General features: G+C 70.5%; 15 protein-coding genes and 1 riboswitch. Of the genes, 4 read left to right on the plus strand and 11 right to left on the minus strand.

Annotation, left to right across the window (positions count from 1 at the left end; all coding sequences use genetic code 11):
* Positions 1-5: 5 nt before the first annotated feature.
* Positions 6-1802 (plus strand): AMP-dependent synthetase/ligase, encoded by a 1797-nt coding sequence (locus tag LRD69_RS07425; RefSeq protein ID WP_277325763.1) that lies wholly within the window; start codon positions 6-8, stop codon positions 1800-1802.
* Between the two features lie 81 nt (positions 1803-1883).
* Here LRD69_RS07425 and LRD69_RS07430 read toward each other — a convergent pair whose 3' ends face one another.
* Positions 1884-3026 (minus strand): glycosyltransferase family 4 protein, encoded by a 1143-nt coding sequence (locus LRD69_RS07430; protein WP_277325764.1) that lies wholly within the window; start codon positions 3024-3026, stop codon positions 1884-1886.
* A 100-nt stretch (positions 3027-3126) separates the two neighbouring features.
* On the opposite strand from LRD69_RS07430, the gene LRD69_RS07435 reads away from it, so the two are divergent.
* A complete protein-coding gene (locus tag LRD69_RS07435) occupies positions 3127-4425 on the plus strand; it encodes a glycosyltransferase family 87 protein (RefSeq protein ID WP_277325765.1) in 1299 nt (432 codons plus the stop codon).
* On the opposite strand, the gene LRD69_RS07440 is transcribed toward LRD69_RS07435, so the two are convergent.
* The 5 genes from LRD69_RS07440 to LRD69_RS07460 all read right to left on the minus strand — a co-directional run bounded on the left by LRD69_RS07440 (position 4382) and on the right by LRD69_RS07460 (position 9886).
* Positions 4382-5644, minus strand: a complete 1263-nt coding sequence (locus tag LRD69_RS07440; protein ID WP_277325766.1) for a hypothetical protein — start codon at positions 5642-5644, stop codon at positions 4382-4384. The genes LRD69_RS07435 and LRD69_RS07440 overlap by 44 nt on opposite strands.
* A gap of 17 nt (positions 5645-5661) precedes the next feature.
* Positions 5662-6693 (minus strand): C40 family peptidase, encoded by a 1032-nt coding sequence (locus LRD69_RS07445; protein WP_277325767.1) that lies wholly within the window; start codon positions 6691-6693, stop codon positions 5662-5664.
* Between the two features lie 241 nt (positions 6694-6934).
* Positions 6935-7960 (minus strand): C40 family peptidase, encoded by a 1026-nt coding sequence (locus LRD69_RS07450; RefSeq protein ID WP_277325768.1) that lies wholly within the window; start codon positions 7958-7960, stop codon positions 6935-6937.
* Positions 7961-8243: 283 nt separating this feature from the next.
* Positions 8244-9605, minus strand: a complete 1362-nt coding sequence (locus LRD69_RS07455) for an NYN domain-containing protein (RefSeq protein ID WP_277325769.1) — start codon at positions 9603-9605, stop codon at positions 8244-8246.
* A 38-nt stretch (positions 9606-9643) separates the two neighbouring features.
* Positions 9644-9886, minus strand: a complete 243-nt coding sequence (locus tag LRD69_RS07460; protein ID WP_277325770.1) for a hypothetical protein — start codon at positions 9884-9886, stop codon at positions 9644-9646.
* Positions 9887-10050: 164 nt separating this feature from the next.
* Here LRD69_RS07460 and LRD69_RS07465 point away from each other — a divergent pair, with 164 nt between their 5' ends.
* Both LRD69_RS07465 and LRD69_RS07470 read left to right on the plus strand, forming a co-directional pair.
* A complete protein-coding gene (locus LRD69_RS07465; RefSeq protein ID WP_277325771.1) occupies positions 10051-10800 on the plus strand; it encodes a rhomboid family intramembrane serine protease in 750 nt (249 codons plus the stop codon).
* Complete coding sequence (locus tag LRD69_RS07470; RefSeq protein ID WP_277325772.1) at positions 10797-11078, plus strand: Lrp/AsnC ligand binding domain-containing protein; 282 nt, start codon at positions 10797-10799, stop codon at positions 11076-11078. The genes LRD69_RS07465 and LRD69_RS07470 overlap by 4 nt, the downstream gene beginning before the upstream one ends.
* Before the next feature lie 90 nt (positions 11079-11168).
* Here the strand turns inward: LRD69_RS07470 and LRD69_RS07475 are convergent, their stop codons facing one another.
* The 5 genes from LRD69_RS07475 to LRD69_RS07495 form a co-directional block, all read right to left on the minus strand.
* On the minus strand, positions 11169-12545 hold the full coding sequence (locus LRD69_RS07475; RefSeq protein ID WP_277325773.1) for an aminotransferase class V-fold PLP-dependent enzyme: 1377 nt from the start codon (positions 12543-12545) through the stop codon (positions 11169-11171).
* A gap of 177 nt (positions 12546-12722) precedes the next feature.
* Positions 12723-12840, minus strand: a riboswitch (SAM riboswitch).
* A gap of 86 nt (positions 12841-12926) precedes the next feature.
* Complete coding sequence (gene trpD / locus LRD69_RS07480) at positions 12927-13991, minus strand: anthranilate phosphoribosyltransferase (protein ID WP_277325774.1); 1065 nt, start codon at positions 13989-13991, stop codon at positions 12927-12929.
* A 124-nt stretch (positions 13992-14115) separates the two neighbouring features.
* A complete protein-coding gene (locus LRD69_RS07485) occupies positions 14116-15741 on the minus strand; it encodes a cytochrome bc complex cytochrome b subunit (RefSeq protein WP_277325775.1) in 1626 nt (541 codons plus the stop codon).
* Complete coding sequence (locus tag LRD69_RS07490; RefSeq protein WP_277325776.1) at positions 15738-16790, minus strand: Rieske 2Fe-2S domain-containing protein; 1053 nt, start codon at positions 16788-16790, stop codon at positions 15738-15740. Before LRD69_RS07490 ends, LRD69_RS07485 begins: the two co-directional genes overlap by 4 nt.
* Complete coding sequence (locus LRD69_RS07495; protein WP_277325777.1) at positions 16787-17596, minus strand: c-type cytochrome; 810 nt, start codon at positions 17594-17596, stop codon at positions 16787-16789. The genes LRD69_RS07490 and LRD69_RS07495 overlap by 4 nt, the downstream gene beginning before the upstream one ends.
* Between the last annotated feature and the right edge of the window lie 59 nt (positions 17597-17655).

Raw genomic sequence — 17655 nt, forward strand, 5'->3', positions numbered from 1 at the left:
CAGTTTTGCGCGAGTTCAGCCTTCCGGCCCTGTACGAGGTCCCCTCGGACGGCAACCTGACCGATCTCATCCGCCGCAACGCCGCACAGCATCCCGACGTCGCGGTGATGAGCCGCAAAGTGGCAGGCGTCTGGACCGATGTGACCGCCACCCAGTTCCTTGCCGAGGTCAGAGCCGCCGCCAAGGGCCTGATCGCGGCGGGCATCGAGCCCGGCGACCGCGTCGCGCTGATGTCCCGTACCCGTTTCGAATGGGTACTCCTCGACTTCGCGATCTGGAGCGCCGGAGCGGTCACCGTCCCGGTGTACGAGACCAGTTCCGCCGAGCAGGTCCAGTGGATCCTGGGCGACTCGGGTGCGGTCGCGGCCCTCGTCGAGAGCGATGCGCACGCCGAGGCCGTCGCCTCCGTGCGTGACCGGCTGCCCGGGCTGCGCAGTGTCTGGCAGATCGACAAGGGCGCGGTCGGCGAGCTGACCGCGGCGGGCTCGGGCGTCTCGGAGGAGACCGTCGACCTGCGCAGCGCGAGCGCCCGGGCCGACGACCCGGCGACCATCGTCTACACCTCGGGCACCACCGGCCGCCCCAAGGGCTGTGTCCTCACGCACCGCAGCTTCTTCGCGGAGTGCGGCAATGTGGTCGAGCGGCTGCGGCCCCTCTTCCGTACCGGCGAGTGCTCCGTGCTGCTCTTCCTGCCCGCGGCCCATGTCTTCGGGCGGCTGGTCGAGGTTGCTTCGGTGATGGCGCCGATCAAACTCGGCTGCGTACCGGACATCAAGAACCTCACCGATGAACTGGCCGCGTTCCGGCCGACGCTGATCCTCGGTGTACCGCGGGTCTTCGAGAAGGTCTACAACTCGGCGCGTGCCAAGGCGCAGGCCGACGGCAAGGGAAAGATCTTCGACAAGGCCGCGAGCACGGCGATCGCGTACAGCCGCGCGCTGGGCACCGCCGAGGGCCCGTCCATCGGCCTGAAGTTCAAGCACAAGGTGTTCGACCGGCTGGTCTTCAGCAAGCTGCGGGCGGTGCTCGGTGGCCGCGGCGAGTACGCGATCTCCGGCGGCGCACCGCTGGGCGAGCGCCTCGGGCACTTCTACCGCGGTATCGGCTTCACGGTGCTGGAGGGCTACGGCCTCACGGAGACGTGTGCGGCCACGGCGTTCAACCCGTGGGACCGGCAGAAGATCGGTACGGTCGGCCAGCCGCTGCCCGGCTCGGTCGTGCGGATCGCCGACGACGGCGAGGTGCTGCTGCACGGCGAGCACCTGTTCCAGGGCTACTGGAACAACGAGGCGGCGACGACCGAGGCGCTGGCCGACGGCTGGTTCCACACGGGCGACATCGGCACCCTCGACGAGGACGGCTACCTCGCGATCACCGGCCGCAAGAAGGAGATCATCGTCACCGCGGGCGGCAAGAACGTCGCTCCCGCGGTGATCGAGGACCGGATCCGCGGCCACGCGCTGGTCGCCGAGTGCATGGTGGTCGGCGACGGACGGCCGTTCGTGGGTGCGCTGGTCACCCTGGACGAGGAGTTCCTGGCGCACTGGGCCGGGGACCACGGCAAACCGGCCGGCTCGACGGCTCAGTCGCTGCGTGAGGACCCGGAGCTGCTGGCCGAGGTGCAGCGGGCCGTGGACGAGGGCAACGCGGCGGTGTCCAAGGCGGAGTCCGTACGGAAATTCCGCATCCTGGCCTCGCAGTTCACCGAGGAGGCGGGCCACATCACGCCGTCGCTGAAGCTGAAGCGGAACGTGGTCGCGAAGGACTTCGCGGACGAGATCGAGTCGCTCTACCAGCGCTGATCCCACGGCCGTACGCATACGGGGAGGGGCCCGCACGATCCAGTCGTGCGGGCCCCTCCCCGTATGCCGTGCCGGCGCGTCTCACAGCAGCGCTCTGAGCCGCTCCGCCAGCAGGTCCCAGCGCCACGTCTGCTCGACCCAGGCCCGGCCCCGCTCCCCCATCCGCTGCCGCAGTTCCGGGTCGCCGAGCAGGGTCACGATCCGGTCGGCGGTCTCCTCCACGGAGCCGCCCCGCACCACCCAGCCGGTCTCGCCGTCCAGTACGGCGTCGGGGGCGCCGCCCGAGTCGCCCGCCACCACCGGCAGTCCGGTCGCGGACGCCTCCAGATAGACGATGCCGAGACCCTCGACGTCCAGGCCGCCCCGGCGGGTGCGGCACGGCATCGCGAAGACGTCGCCCGCGCCGTAGTGGGCGGGCAGCTCGTCCCACGGCACCGGTCCGGTGAACCGTACGGAGTCGGTGACGCCGGTCTGCGCGGCCAGCTTCTTCAGTTCCCTGGCGTACGGTCCGCCGCCGACGATCAGCAGGACGGCGTCCGGTTCCCGCGCGAGGATCGCGGGCATCGCGAGGATCAGGGTGTCCTGGCCCTTGCGGGGCACCAGCCGCGACACACAGACGACGACGGGCCGGTCCGTGAGTCCGAGCCGGGCCCGGATCCGGTCCCCGCCCGAGTCCGCGTGGAAGATCTTCTCGTCGACGCCGGGCGTCAGTTGGACCATGCGGGCCGCGGCCTCCGGGGTGAGCGCGGCCGCGATCCGGGTACGGGTGTACTCGCCGAGGTGGGTGAGGGTGTCCGTGCCCTCGCCGATCCGGCGCAACAGCTGGCGTGACGCGGGTAGTTGGGCCCAGCCCGCCTCGTGCCCGTGGGTGGTGGCGACCAGCCGGCGGGCGCCGGCCCGCCGCAGCGCCGGAGCCATCAGCCCGAGCGGGGCGGCGGCACCGAACCAGACGGACGTGCAGTCGTGCGCGCGCAGCAGCTCGACCGCGCGCCGGGTCACCCGCGGCGTCGGCAGCAGCATGGTCGTGCGGTCACGGACGACGGTGAACGGCTGCTCGGCGTCGAACGCGGCGGTGGCCGCCACGCCCTCGGGGCTCCGCTTCCAGGTGGAGGCGTAGACGACGAGTTGTCCGGGGTCCAGGCGCAGCGCCATATTGTGCAGGAATGCCTGGATACCGCCGGGTCGGGGCGGAAAGTCGTTGGTCACGATCAGGGTCTTGTCCATCGCCGCCGACAGTACCGAACCGCCCGCCCCGATGGTTCCCCCACAGGCACTCCGTGCATCATGGCTCATCGAGCCACCGGCAAAGGGGATGAGCGCGGCCATGACGGCAGCAGGCGGCACCGGCAGATTTCTCGCACCCATGGCGATGTGGGCCCTGACCAGGGCCGTGTTGCTGCTCTGCGTCTTCAAGGTCGTCACCGTGCCGGGCCCGGACGTGACGAGCGACGTCTCGGTGATCTATCACGGCTGGTCCGAGGTGCTGAAGAGCGGCACGTACCCGCAGTCCGACGTCACCTGGCAGTACCCGCCCGTCGCGGCGCTCGCCGTCCTCTCCCCCGCCCTGCTGCCGTTCCTGGACTACACCGCGGCCTTCTTCGTTCTCGTGTGCCTGTGCGACGCACTGGTGCTGGGTCTGCTGCTGTACGCGGGAAGCCGTACCGGCCGGCCGGCCTCGGGCGCCTGGGTGTGGGTGGCGGGGGTGCCGCTGCTCGGCACGACGGCGTACGCCCGCTACGACCTGATGGTGACGGCGGTGGCGGTGGCGGCGCTGCTCGCGGGGGTACGGCATCCGCGGCTCCTGGGGGCACTGGCCGCGTTCGGTGCGCTGCTGAAGGTGTGGCCGGTGCTGCTGCTCGCCGGCACCGCGCCCGGGGCCCGCACCCGCCGCTCGTGGACGACGGCCGCGGTGACGGCGGCCGGGCTGCTGGTGGGGTGTGCGGCGGCGATGCCGGGTGCGCTGGCCTTCCTCGGCTTCCAGCGCGACCGGGGCACCGAGGTCGAGTCGCTGGGCGCGCTGGTCTTCCATGTGGCGCGGCAGTTCGGCTGGCAGGGCCGGGTGGAGTTGCACTACGGGTCGCTGGAGTTCCTCGGTCCGCACGTGCCGCTGGTGAGCACGGTGGCGCTCGGCCTGAGTCTGGTGGCCTTCGGCTGGCTACTGGTGTGGCGGCTGCGGGCCCGCGCGTTCGGGCCGGGCACCACGGCCGACGCGGCGTTCACCGCGGTGCTGCTGTTCACGACCACCAGCCGGGTGATCAGCCCGCAGTACATGCTGTGGCTGGTCGGCCTGGCGGCGGTCTGCCTGGTCTTCCGGTCCGGCCGGATGGGGTTGCCGGCCGGGCTGGTGCTGGCCGCGACGGGGGTCACCCAGCTGGAGTTCCCGCTCGGGTTCGTCCATGTGGTGACCAGCGACGCGACGGGCGTGACGCTGATGTTCGTACGCAATGGCCTGCTGGTCGCGGCGACCCTCGTCGCGGCGGCGCGGCTGTGGCGGCAGACGGTGACCGAACCCCCCGGGCGCGAGCGGCGGGCGCCGGTCCTCCCGGCCGCCGCCCGGGAGCCCGCGCCGCTCCGGGACGTCAGCCGAGACGGGACCGCAGATACTCCTGCCAGCGCGCCGTGAAGTCCTGCGGGGTGGTGCCGAGCACCTCCTGCAGGGCCTGCTCCACCGCTCCGTCCCGCCCTGAGTGCCCTCCGACGGCCCGGTAGAAAGCGAACAGCTTCTTCTCGCCCCAGTGGTCGGCGATCAGTGCGCAGGCCAGCCAGCCGCCCTCGTACGCCCTCGCCAGCCGCGCGGGGTCGCCGCCGAAGGCGAACTCCTCGTCCGTGGGGAGCGCGGCGGGCAGGTCGCCGGCCCGGACGGTCTCGGCCAGTTCCGGCGCCAGCTGCACGGCGGTCCGGTCCTCTCCGCGGTAGGCCGCCCAGTCGGCGAAGCCCTCGGAGAGCCAGGTCGGCGTGGCGGCGGAGGTGTGGGCGCGGGTGGCGACATGGGTGGTCTCGTGGGTGAGGACGACCTGCTGCCCGAACGCGCCGAGCACCGCGTACGCCTGCGGGTTGACGATCACCCGGTCCGCCGGCGCCCGGCCGCCGGTCTGCGCGGTGGTGACGGCCGCGATGTCCCGGTAGTTCGCCACAGGCGTCCCCAGCAGCCCCGCCATCGCCTCGACGGTCGCCGGCACCAGCACCACCACGCGGCCGGCCCAGCGGTCCGGCCAGGCCGCGGAGACCGCGGGCACCGCGCGGTCCTCCGCGTCCGCGATCCGGCGCAGCTCCTGCCGGGTGCGGCCGACGCCGAGGACGAGGCTGTGGCTGCCCCGCACGACCCGCACGTCCCCCTGCTGCCAGAGCTGGGGGGCGCTGTCCTTCCCGGCCCGGTCGGCCGCGATGTACCAGCGGCCGTCCGCCCCGTGCCGCTCCAGGTCGATGACCCGGTCCGCGGTGGCCGGGGCGCTGTCGTAGCCCGCGATCCGGTAGCGCAGTTCGACGTCGGCGGTGGCCCGGTCCGCGCCGTGCTCCCGTACCCGGATCACTCGGTACGTCCACGAGCTCAGCGGGACGTCGGCGAGGTTGGCCAGTTCGCGGCGCTGGGCCGTCCGCAGTCCGGTGGCCCCGGGGGCGATCACGGCCAGATAGCCGTCCGCGTCATGGTCCAGGACGGCGGCGGCGCGCCGGTCCAGAGTGGCGCCGATGGCACGGACGGCGGTGCCCGGGGCGGCGGGGGCGGTGCCGGCAGGGGCCGTCGTGCAGCCGGAGGCGAGCAGCAGCCCGGCGAGCGCCGCGCCCACCGCGCGCCGTCGTCGTCCGTCACGTCCCCGGCCTGCGGTACGTCCCTGGTCAGCCACCCGACCGAGGGTACGGGTCAGATGCGGGTGACCGAGGAGACGGGCATCATGCCGACCGGGTCGTAGCGGACCGGAGCGCCCGGGTAGGGGGCGTGGATCACCTGCCCGTCGCCGACGTACATGCCGATGTGGCTGGCGTCCGACCGGTAGGCGACCAGATCGCCGGGGCGGGCCTCGGAGAGCGGCACCATGCGTCCGGCGTACCGCTGGGCCTGCGAGGTCCGCGGCAGGCTGACGCCGGCCTGGGCGTACGACCACTGCATCAGTCCGGAGCAGTCGAATCCGGCAGGTCCGTTGGCGCCCCAGATGTACGGGCGTCCGACAGCCGCGCGGGCCGCCATCACGGCGGCCGCCGCCCGGGACGAGGCCGGCGCCAGATCGGTCAGGCCGGGGAACACGTCACCGTGGACGGAGCGCGAGGCCCGGCCGAAGGCAGCCCGCTCGGCGGCCGGCAGCGAGTTCAGCAGCAGCCGGGCCTGCTGGAGCTTCTGCTCGACGGTCTGTTTGTGGCGGGTGGCCGAGGTCCGGTTGCGCTCCAGACCGGCCAGCGAGCGGGTCGCCTGCGCACGGATCTGGGCGAGCCCGCGCTGGGCCTGCCGGAGTTTGAACAGGGTGCTCACCCCGCGGGCGTTCAGCCGGTCGAGGGTGGCCGCCCGGTCGAGGTAGCTGTCCGGGTCGGAGGAGAGCAGCAGGGCGAGCGTGGGGTCGACGGTGCCCGAGCGGTACTGCGCGGCGGCGGCCGAACCGACCGCCGTGCGCAGCCGGTTGATCTGATCCTGGCTGCGGGCCGCCAGTTCCTGGCTCCGGTTCACCTCGGCGCGCAGCCGGTCGGCGTTCTCCCCCGCCCTGTTGAACAGCTCGGTGGCCCGCTCGGCCTCGCTGTACAACCGGTCGACCTCGGCCTTCGTGCTCCGGGGTGTGTCCTGCGGGTCGGCGTTCGCGGTGGCCGCGCCGAGTGCGGCGGCAGCGGTGGCGGCTGCCGCCGACAGGACTGTGACCCGGACGCTCCGGCCGGTGCCGGGCTGTGTGGAACGGCGATGGGACACCACAGAACGCCGCACTCCCTTCCGCTGTACGCAGATGTGTGCAGCTCCCTGCCACCCGGGGCGGGCGGACCGACGGTCGGGAGCTGCACAGCAGGCAGACAGTAGTCGGGCGACAACAGGGCGTACGACCGACCGCGCCGGTCTGCCGAGGGGTACAGAAACCGAACGCCCCGCCGGTGACCTGTGGTCTCCGGCGGGGCGGACTGTCAGTGCGGGGCGCGGGAATTCGCCCGTTCGGGCGCCGTCAGATGCGTACGCCGACCTGGAAGCTGCCGATGGTGTCCATCGACTCGTAGCGGACCACGGCGCCCGGCTTCGGGGCGTGCAGGACCGTGTTGTTGCCCGCGTAAAGGGCCACGTGCGACGTGCTGTTGAAGAAGACCAGGTCGCCCGGCTTGAGGGCGCTGCGGCCTATCTGCACGCCGTCGTTGATCTGGGTGTACGTGGTGCGGGTGATGGAGACGCCGGCCTGGGCGTACGCCCACTGGGTCAGACCCGAGCAGTCGTAGGAGTTGGGGCCGGTGCCGCCGGAGACGTACGGCTTGCCCAGCTGCGTGGCAGCGGCGTTGAGTGCGGCGGCACCACGGGCCGAGGCGGGGACCTCGTTGCCCAGGTCGACCCGGCTGCCCGCGGCGCGGCTGGCGCGCAGGTCGTCCTGGCGCATCTTCTCGCGCTCGGCGGCGGTCAGGGTGTTGAGCAGGCGCTGCGCCTCGGCGAGCTTGCCCTGGAACTTCTTCTTGTTCGCACCGAGCGTCTTGCGGACGTCCGCGAGGTCGGCCAGCTTGTCCTGGGCCTCCTTGCGCTGCTGCGCGAGGGAGCGCTGCTTCTCCTGGATCTTCTCCAGGGACTCGGTCTGCTTGGCCGTCAACTGGTCGAGGGCCGAGGCCTCGTCGAGGAAGCTGTCGGGGTCGGAGGCGAGGAAGAGCTGCACGGACGGGTCGATGCCACCGGAGCGGTACTGGGCGGCGGCGAGCGAACCGATGCCGCTACGGAGCGTGTTGAGCTCCTGCTGGCCGCGGGCCACCTTGTCCTGCAGCGCGTCGACCTGCTTCTCGAGCTTCTCCTGCTGCTCCTTGGCCCCGTTGTACTTCTCGGTGGCCGTCTCCGCCTCGTGGTAGAGCTTGTCGACCTTCGCCTTGACCTCGCTCTTGGTCGGCTTGGGGTCGGCGTGGGCGGCCTGGGAGGTCAGGGCCACGGCCGCGGCGGCGGTCGCGGTGAGCACGGTCACGCGGGTGCGGCTCGGCTGCTTGGGACGACGGTGGGACGCCACGAAGGCGAGCTCCTTCTTCCTCGAGCCGCCTACCGGGCTGTGGGGAACGAGCTCCCCGGCTCCGTGCACGTCACGGACTCGGCGGTTCCTTCGCTGCCACCCCGGGTGGGTGATCAACCGTGCGAAGGTTCGAAGGCCGACCCTAGTGACCATCTTGTGATCAGTTCAAATCCTCACAAGAAAAATCTCGCCCCAGAAGTGACTTCTTTGCTCACATCACACGGCGTGTAGCGATGACTTGACGGACCGTTCCATAAATTCCGGCAAGACACCACAAGGTTCACTAGACGCGTGAAAGCCGCTTCAGGAGCAAGACGGACGCAACGGGCCTGGCTCCCACCTTCGCCACACCGTCCGCCACTTCGCGGTCGGTGGAGACCACCACGACGGGCCTGCCCGGCGGTTCGGCACGGGCCAGTTGACGGATGAGCTCGTCGGCGGTCACGCCCGGCTTGCTGAACAACACCCGCACCCCGCGCGGCGGTGCGAGCAGTACCGGAGCCGCCAGTTCGGCCCCGTCGAAGACACACGTCATCTCGGCACCGGACTGTGCCGCGAGCACCGCGAGACCGCCCAGCAGCCGAAGCCGCTGCTTCTCCAGCGGCAGCTGCGGATAGCCGGTCTTCGTGACGTTGTAGCCGTCCACGATCAGATGCGCCTGCGGCAGTGCCAGCAACTGGTCGAGCAGGGCCGGATCGGTCTCCGAAAGCGCCCTGGTCGCAATGTCCTTGGGTGTCATCGCACCGGGCTCGACCGCGTCGACGCTGTCCGCGGGACGGATCGAGGAGGGCGGCAGAGCCAGTTCGCGGCGCAGCCCGCGGGCCGCGTCGAGCACCGTGTCGAGCAGCAGCCGCAGCCGCATGTCCTCGACCGAGCGGCCCTCCCGGGCGGCCCGGCGGCCCGCCTCGACGGACGCCTCGGCCTCCCCGAGCCGGGCCCGCAGCCGCCGGGTCTCGCTCTCCGCCGCGGAGATCCGGGCGGCCGCCTCGGTCCGCACGGTCTCGGTCTCGGCCTTGCCCCGGCGGACCGCGGCCTCACCGCGCTTGACCTCGTTGAGCGCGGAGCGCAGTTTGCGCTGCAGCGCGTCGGCCTCCTTGCGGGCCGCGTCCAGCTCGGCGCGGAGCCGTTCGGTCTCGCTCTTCGTCAGGGTCCGGGCCTGGGCGAGCTCCTCGCGCAGCCGTTCCAGTTCGCGCCGGCTCTCCTCGTCGGCACGCTCGGCGTCGGCCCGCTGGACCTCCTCGCCGGCCGCGGCGACCAGCTTCACCCAGCCGACCGGCCGCAGCACATAGGCCGCTGCGGCCACATCGACGGGGTCGGCGGCGGCGGGCGGCGATCCCGCCTCCACGGCGGCGGTCAGCTCGGGCTGCGACTCCCGGAGCCGCTCGCCGATACGCTGGCGGAACAGGGTGTCGCCCTCCAGGGCGGCCGCCATCGCATTCCCGGCGAACTTGGCGCGCCGGGTCGGAGTGAAGCGCGCGTACTGCCTCAGCTGGGCGGGGAGTTCGGTGACCGTGAGGCCACCGAACGCGTCCGAGACCAGCGCGACGACCCTTCGCCGTACGCCTTCGGGCAGCGGGCGGTCGAGCGCCTCGACGGCGTCACCGGCCCCATCGGCCGGCTCGGCGCCGCTAGCGGGCTGCTCCACGATCCGTCACCCCAAAATTGTCTGTCCGCACGGCCCCGTCAGGAGTCGGCACCCGGCCTGTCGACGAGTTCGATCTGGTCCACCGCATTGCACCAGCGGCAGCGGACCGACTCGATGGTCTCACTGACCACCTCGCGTTCCTCGACGGTCGCCTCCCCGGCCAGGTCCAGATGCACGTACTCGACGACCTTGGAGGAGCGCGTCACATCGAAGCGCGTGAGATTCCCGCAGAGCGTGCAGCGCCAGCGGGTCTCATCGGTCGGCTGGGGAACCGTCGTCATCGTTGCGTCCTCTTTCCGTCGAGCGTCGTGCTGCAGCCTGCCAAGGATCTCGCGGTGCGCCGTCGAACTGCGGATGCCCTGCTGCAACCCTACGGCCTTGCGCATACCCATCGACACGGCGAGGCGGTCTGCCCCGTTCCCTCCCCTTGCGTCATGCTCTGTTCATGATCGAACGGCGTGCTGTGGTGGGCGGACTGACCGGCAGACTGGTGCGCGCCGCCACCACGGGCGGAGCCCAGGCGACGTATGCCCTCATCGGTCTGTGCTGCGCCATCTTCGTGATCAGTCCGCTCTCGGGGTTCAATCCGACGCACGGCACCGCAGACACCCTGCTCGCCGCCCAGGCCGGATATTTCGAACGCTGGGGGGTGATCCCCACCGAGCTGTGGAACGGCTCCGCACATGCCCTGCTCACCCCGCTCACCGCGCTCTTCGTGCACGGCAGCTGGCTGCATCTGCTCGGCAACATGCTCTTTCTGTACGTCTTCGGGGCCATGGCGGAGGAGCGGATGGGCCACACCGAGTTCGTCTTCTTCTATCTCGGCTGCGGTTACCTCGCGCTGCTGGCGTACGCGGCGGCGCACGCCGAATCCGACCAGACCCTCGTCGGAGCGTCGGGGGCGATCTCCGCGGTGCTCGGAGCGTTCCTGTACCTGTTCCCCCGGGCCCGGGTGACCAGCCTCTTCCCGTTCCTGTTCTTCCTGCCGCTGCGCTTTCCCGCCTGGATCGTGCTGATCTTCTGGTTCGCCCTGCAGTGGATGGCGGCGCAGGGTGCGGGCAGCGGTCCGGGGGTGGCCTATCTCGCCCATGTGGTCGGCTTCGCCACCGGCTTCCTCTACGCCTGGGGGCGTTACCGCCGTGGGGCTAGAGTGAAGACTCCAGCCACGGCCACCGAGGGAGAAAGCCAGCCGTGATCACCGCGATCGTGCTCATCAAAACCAGCGTGGACCGGATTCCCGAGATCGCCGAGTCCATCGCGGCGCTGGACAGCGTCAGCGAGGTCTTCTCGGTCACCGGTACGTACGACCTGATCGCCATGGTCCGGGTGGCCAAGCACGACGATCTCGCCGACGTCATTCCCGGCCGTATCAGCAAGATCCAGGGCGTCGAGGCCACCGACACGCATGTCGCGTTCCGTACGTACTCGCAGCACGACCTGGAGGCGGCCTTCGCCATCGGTCTGGACGCGTAGGACAGGCAACGACGACGCCGTGACGTGGGCCGGGGACGGGCAGCTGCCCGTCCCCGGCCCACGTCACGGCGGTCCCGTTTCCGGACCCGGTCAGACCTGGGCCGCGCCACGGTCCGGAACGCAACGGCCGTCCTCGGTGCGGTACTTCCACTGCGCGCCCTTGTTCACCAGTTCCTTGACCGCGCGGACGAAGCGCTCGATGTGCTCGTCCGGCGTACCGGCGCCGAAACTGACCCGGATCGCGTTCAGCGAGCGTTCGCCCGGCTCGGCCTCCGGCGCACCGCACTCGCCCGGGTCCTGCGGGTCGCTGCCGAGCAGGGTGCGCACCAGCGGGTGGGCGCAGAACAGTCCGTCCCGCACCCCGATGCCGTACTCGGCGGAGAGCGCCGCGGCGAAGTGCGAGCTGTTCCAGCCCTCCACGACGAAGGAGATGACGCCGACCCGCGGGGCGTCATCACCGAACAGCGACAGCACCTTGACCTCGGGGACCTCGGCGAGGCCTGCGCGCACCCGGGTGACGAGCTGCTGCTCACGGGCGACCAGGCGGTCGAAGCCGGCCTCGGTGAGGGCCTTGCAGGCGGAGGCGATGGAGTAGACGCCGATGACGTTGGGGGAACCGGCCTCGTGGCGGGCGGCGGTGGAGTGCCACTCCACGTCCACGCCCCCGTCGGTGCGCCGGGCCACCTTCCGCGAGGCGCCGCCACCGGCCAGGTAGGGCTCGGCGTCCTGCAGCCAGTCCGCGCGGCCGGCGAGCACACCGGACCCGAACGGCGCGTACAGCTTGTGCCCGGAGAAGGCGACCCAGTCGACGTCGAGGTCGTCGATGTCGACCGGGTGGTGCGGCGCGAGCTGCGCGGCGTCCAGCACGATCCGGGCACCGTGCGCATGCGCGGCGGCCGCCAGCTCCTTCACCGGCCACAGCTCACCGGTGACGTTCGAGGCGCCGGTGACGCAGACCAGCGCGGGGCCGTAGGGGTCGCGGTCGGCGAGCGCGCGCTCCAGCGTCTCGACGGCCTGGGCCGGGGTGCGCGGGGCGTTGAGGTAGGTCACGCGGGCGTCACGCCAGGGCAGCAGCGAGGCGTGGTGCTCGGTCTCGTACACGAAGACCTGACAGTCGGCGGGGACCACCGCGGCCAGCAGGTTCAGTGAGTCGGTGGTCGAGCGGGTGAAGATCACCTGGTCGTCGGCGCGGCAGCCGAGGAACTCGGCGACGGTCTTCCGGCTGCTCTCGAAGAGGTCCGTGGAGAGCTGCGAGAGGTAGCCGGCGCCGCGGTGGACACTGCCGTAGTACGGGGCGTACGCGGCGACGTCGTCCCACACCCGCTGCAGCGCCGGGGCGCTGGCCGCGTAGTCCAGGGCGGCGTACGTGACCTCTCCGCCGGTCACGAGCGGAACGGTCACATCCTTGCCCAGAACGGGCAGCGGGGTACAAACGGACTGGTCGGCGGCAGCGGTGACGACAGACATGGCGAACTCCCGTAACAGGCAGGCGAATTCACTGCGCCGGCGGGTACGCGGCAGCGCAGGAGAAGAAAAAGGGGGTGTGCGGAGGAGGGCCGGAACGGGCCCTATCGCATTCGCTTGCTCACAAGAGGCTCCTTGAGGACCAGGACCCCAGGGATGCGACATACACAGATGTCACGGGGTCCGCGCTTGCCGCAGACCTCTCTGCCTGCGGCCTGGTCTTCACCCGGGGCACCCCGCCACGGACGGAGGGTTGCCGGACAGCGGGCCGGGGCCGTAGTCGCTGTCACTCATGACCTGCCCAGCATCTTGCCATACGTGCGTCGGCCCGCAAGGCGCGGTCCAAGATCTGGACTGCGCCTTGCGGGCCGTATCACCGTTGGTTCAGGCGTTGCTGGCCGTCACCCAGCGCTCCAGCGCCGCCCGGGCCGCCCCCGAGTCGACGGACTCGGCGGCCTTCGCGATCCCGGCGGCCAACTGCTCGTTGAGCGTGCCCTCGGCCGGGTCGAGCGCGACCAGCGCCGCCGCCGCGTTGAGCAGTACCGCGTCGCGCACCGGGCCGGTCTCGCCGGCCAGCACCCGCCGGGCCACGTCCGCGTTGTACGAGGCGTCGGCGCCGCGCAGCGCCTCGACCGGCACGATCTCCAGGCCGACGTCGCGCGGGTCGAACGTCTCCTCGCGTACCGCACCGTCGCGGACCACCCAGACCCGGGACGTCGCGGTGGTGGTCAGCTCGTCCAATCCGTCGTCACCGCGGAAGACGAGCGCCGAGTTGCCCCGCTCGGCGAGGACGCCCGCGACGATGGGCGCCATCCGCAGGTCGGCCACGCCGATCGCCTGGGAGCGCACCTGCGCCGGGTTGGTGAGCGGGCCGAGGATGTTGAACGTGGTCTGCGCGCCGAGTTCCTTGCGGGCCTTGGCCGCGTACCGCAGGGCGGGGTGGAACTTCACGGCGAAGCAGAAGGTGATGCCCGCCTCCTCGGCGACCTCGACGACCCGGCGCGGGGTGAGCTCCAGATTGACGCCGAGCTTCTCCAGCACGTCGGAGGAGCCACTGGCGGACGAGGCGGCGCGGTTGCCGTGCTTGACGACCCGGGCCCCCGTACCGGCGATGACGATCGCCGCCATCGTGGAGATGTTGACCGTCTTGGCCAGATCGCCGCCGGTGCCGACGATGTCGACCGTGCGGCCCGGCACCTCGATGATGTTCGCGTGCGCGTACATCGCCCGCACCAGGCCGGACACCTCGTCGACCGTCTCGCCCTTGGCCCGCAGCGCCACCGCGAAACCGGCGATCTGCGCGTCGGTCGCCTCGCCGCTCATGATGTGGTCCATCGCCCACGCGGTGTCGTCGGCGGTCAGGTCCTCGCCGCGCAGCAGGGGGTTCAGCACGCCGGGCCAGGAACGAGCCGCCACGCTGTCGCCGCCGACCGGGGTCACAACGTTCATGGTCCGCTCCTGGGGGTCCACAGCCGATAAGGGTACGGACCCCACCCTATCGAGCGCCCGGGACAGCAAAGAGCCCCGTCCATCGAATGGACGGGGCTCCTGCTGTGGCGATCAGTCAGGACGATCAGTGGTGGCCGTGGCCGCTGGTGATCTCCTTGTACTCCTCGACAGTGGGCTTGGCGATCTGGTTGTACTCGCCGTAGTAGCCCTTGCTGAGCTTGGCACGCAGCTTCTGCATCGCGGGCACCTTGCGCTCGACACCGTTCTCGTCGACCGTCGGGCCGATCTCGACCGGCTTGTACTGCTCGTGCGCGGTGAGCGTGTGCAGCTGCTCCGGACCGAGCGGCTCGTGGATCTCGACGAACTCACCGTGCGGCAGGCGCTTGATGATGCCGGACTCGCGTCCGTGCAGCACCTTCTCCTTGTCGCGGCGCTGAAGGCCGAGGCAGATCCGCTTCGTGACGAGGAACGCCAGGACCGGGCCCACGAAGATGAAGATCCGGACGAACCACGAGATGGAGTTCAGCGAGAGATGGAAGTGCGTGGCCCAGAGGTCGTTGCCACCGCCGATGAAGACGATGATGTACTCCGTGATCCAGGCGACGCCGAAGGCCGTCCGGGTCGGGGCGTTGCGCGGGCGGTCCAGGATGTGGTGCTCACGCTTGTCCCCGGTGACCCAGGACTCGATGAACGGGTAGACCGCGATCACGGCGAGCACCAGGCCGAAGGCCATCAGCGGGATGAACACACCCAGGACGAGCGTGTGACCCCACAGGTTGATCTCCCAGCCCGGCATCACACGGATCAGACCCTCGGCGAAGCCCATGTACCAGTCGGGCTGGGCGCCGGTGGACACCTGGTCCGGCCGGTACGGGCCGATGGCCCAGATCGGGTTGATCGAGGCGATCGCCGCGATGACCGCGATGACGCCGAAGACCAGGAAGAAGAAGCCTCCGGCCTTCGCCATGTAGATCGGCAGCAGCGGCATGCCGACGACGTTCTTGTTGGTGCGGCCGGGACCCGCGAACTGCGTGTGCTTGTGGTAGAAGACCAGGATCAGGTGGCCGACCACCAGGCCGAGCATGATGCCCGGCAGCAGCAGGATGTGGATCGAGTAGAACCGGGCGACGAAGTCGCCGCCGGGGAACTCTCCGCCGAACAGGAACATCGAGATGTACGTGCCGACGATCGGCGTGGCCAGGATCGCGCCCTGGGTGAAGCGGACACCCGTACCCGAGAGCAGGTCGTCCGGGAGCGAGTAGCCCGTGAAGCCGGTGAACATGCCCAGCACGAACAGCAGGAAGCCGAACACCCAGTTGATCTCGCGCGGCTTGCGGAAGGCACCCGTGAAGAACACGCGCATCATGTGCACGAACATGGCGGCCAGGAAGATCAGCGCGGCCCAGTGGTGGATCTGACGGACCAGCAGACCGCCGCGGACGTCGAAGCTGATGTTCAGCGTCGAGGCGTAGGCCTCGGACATCCGGATGCCCTGCATCGGCTCGTACGGGCCGTGGTACACGACCTCGTTCATGCTCGGGTGGAAGAACAGCGTCAGATACACACCCGTGAGGATGATGATGATGAAGCTGTACAGCGCGACTTCACCGAGCATGAAGGACCAGTGGTCCGGGAAGATCTTGCGCATGTTGGCCTTGGCCAGGGAGTAGATCCCGAGCCGGCCGTCCGCCCAGTCGGCCACCCGCTCACCGGCGGGCGCCTTGCGGTTCGTGTCGGTCGCAGTACTCATCCGCGCTCCCAGAATGCAGGACCGACGGGCTCTTCGAAGTCACCGAGCGCCTCGAGGTTGCCCTCGCTGTTCACGCCGATCCGCAGCTGCGGGAGGGAGTGACCGGCCGGACCGAAGATGACGCGGGCGCCGTCGGAGAGGTCGAAGGTGGACTGGTGGCACGGGCAGAGCACGTGGTGCGTCTGCTGCTCGTACAGGCTGATCGGGCAGCCGACGTGGGTGCAGATCTTCGAGAACGCCACGATGCCCTCGTGGGCCCACTCACGCTCGCGCTTGTCCTTGATGTTCTCCGGCTGGATACGGATGATCATCAGCGCGGCCTTGGCGATCTGCGTCTGGAAGTCGTGGTCCTCCTCCTTCAGGCCCTCGGGCATGGCGAAGGTGAGCGAACCAACGACGACGTCCTCGGGACGCAGCGGCTCCATCGTGTTCATGTTGATGAGCTGCTTGCCCTTGGCCCACAGGGTCTGACGGAGCTTCTTCTCCGGCAGCGGACCCAGGTCACGCAGCAGCATCACGCCGGAGAGCGGCACCAGGGCCAGCGCGCCGAACAGGGTGTTGCGGATCAGCTTGCGCCGGCCGAAGGCGGACTCCTCCGCACCGGCCGCGAAGTCGGCGAGAACCTTCGCCTTGACCTCGGGCGTCGCCTCGATGGCGTGCCGGTCGTCGGCGACCTCCACGTCGGACATCAGGGTGCGCGCCCAGTGGACGGCGCCCGCGCCGATCGTGAAGAGGGCCACGCCCAGGGTCAGCCCGAGGGAGAAGTTGAGCGCACTCACGTGGCCGAACGGCCAGATGAACACGATCTTGTCCACCGGGAAGATGACGTACGAGGCGATGAAGCCGATCGTCGCCAGCATGGACAGCACGAACAGGAGCGCGACCGTGCGCTCGGACCGCTTCGCGGCCCGTTCGTCGATGTCCTGGATGCGCGGCCGGTGGGCCGGCAGCCCCGGGTCGGCGAACGGGTCGTCCGCAACCTTCACCGCGCCGTGCGCGGCGGCCTGCTCTGCGGGCAGGTTCTCTTCTGGAATCTCTTGGCTACTCATGACTTCTTGGCCTTAGCGGTGTGGGCCGCGACCCAGACGGCAACTGCGATGAGTGCGCCCAGACCGAAGATCCAGGCAAACAGACCCTCGCTGACCGGACCGAGCCCGCCCAGCTTGAGGCCACCAGGGGTCTCGGTCTCGGCGCTGTTGACGGTCTTGACGTACGCGATGATGTCGCGCTTCTGCTGCTCGGGCATCGTCGAGTCGGGGAAGGACGGCATGCTCTGCGGGCCGGTCTGCATGGCCTCGTAGATGTGCTTCGGGTCCACGCCCTCAAGGCTGGGGGCGTACTTGCCCTTCGTCAGGGCACCGCCCTCACCCGTGAAGTTGTGGCACTGCGCGCAGTTGGTACGGAACAGGTCGCCACCCCTGGCGATGTCCGCGCCCTCGGGGTTGACCTGGGCCTCGGTCGGCACGACCGGGCCGGCGCCGAGCGACGCGACGTAGGCCGCGAGCTGGTCGATCTCGGCCTGGGTGTAGATGACCTTCTTCTTGGGTACCTGGGCACCCGGCTGCTGGGCGGGCATACGGCCCGTGCCGACCTGGAAGTCGACGGCGGCGGAGCCCACGCCGACCAGGCTCGGCCCGTCGGACGTGCCCTGACCGCCGGTTCCGTGGCAGCTGGCGCAACCGACGGAGTACAGCTTCTTGCCCTCATCGATGGCGAGGGACTGGGCGGTGTCGTCGGCCTGCGCCTTGCTCGCGGGCGCAAACGCGGCGTACAGCCCCCCGGTGGCCGCCAGCGCGAGGAGTAGTACGACGACCGCCGCCAACGGATGGCGTCGTCGTGCGGAGAGCTTTTTCACGGATTACCCCGGTGTCAGGATCTTCTGCGTCGATGCTGGATGTGGTTCGGGTTCGAGCC

Source organism: Streptomyces sp. JH14 (assembly GCF_029428675.1).
GTDB lineage: Bacteria > Actinomycetota > Actinomycetes > Streptomycetales > Streptomycetaceae > Streptomyces.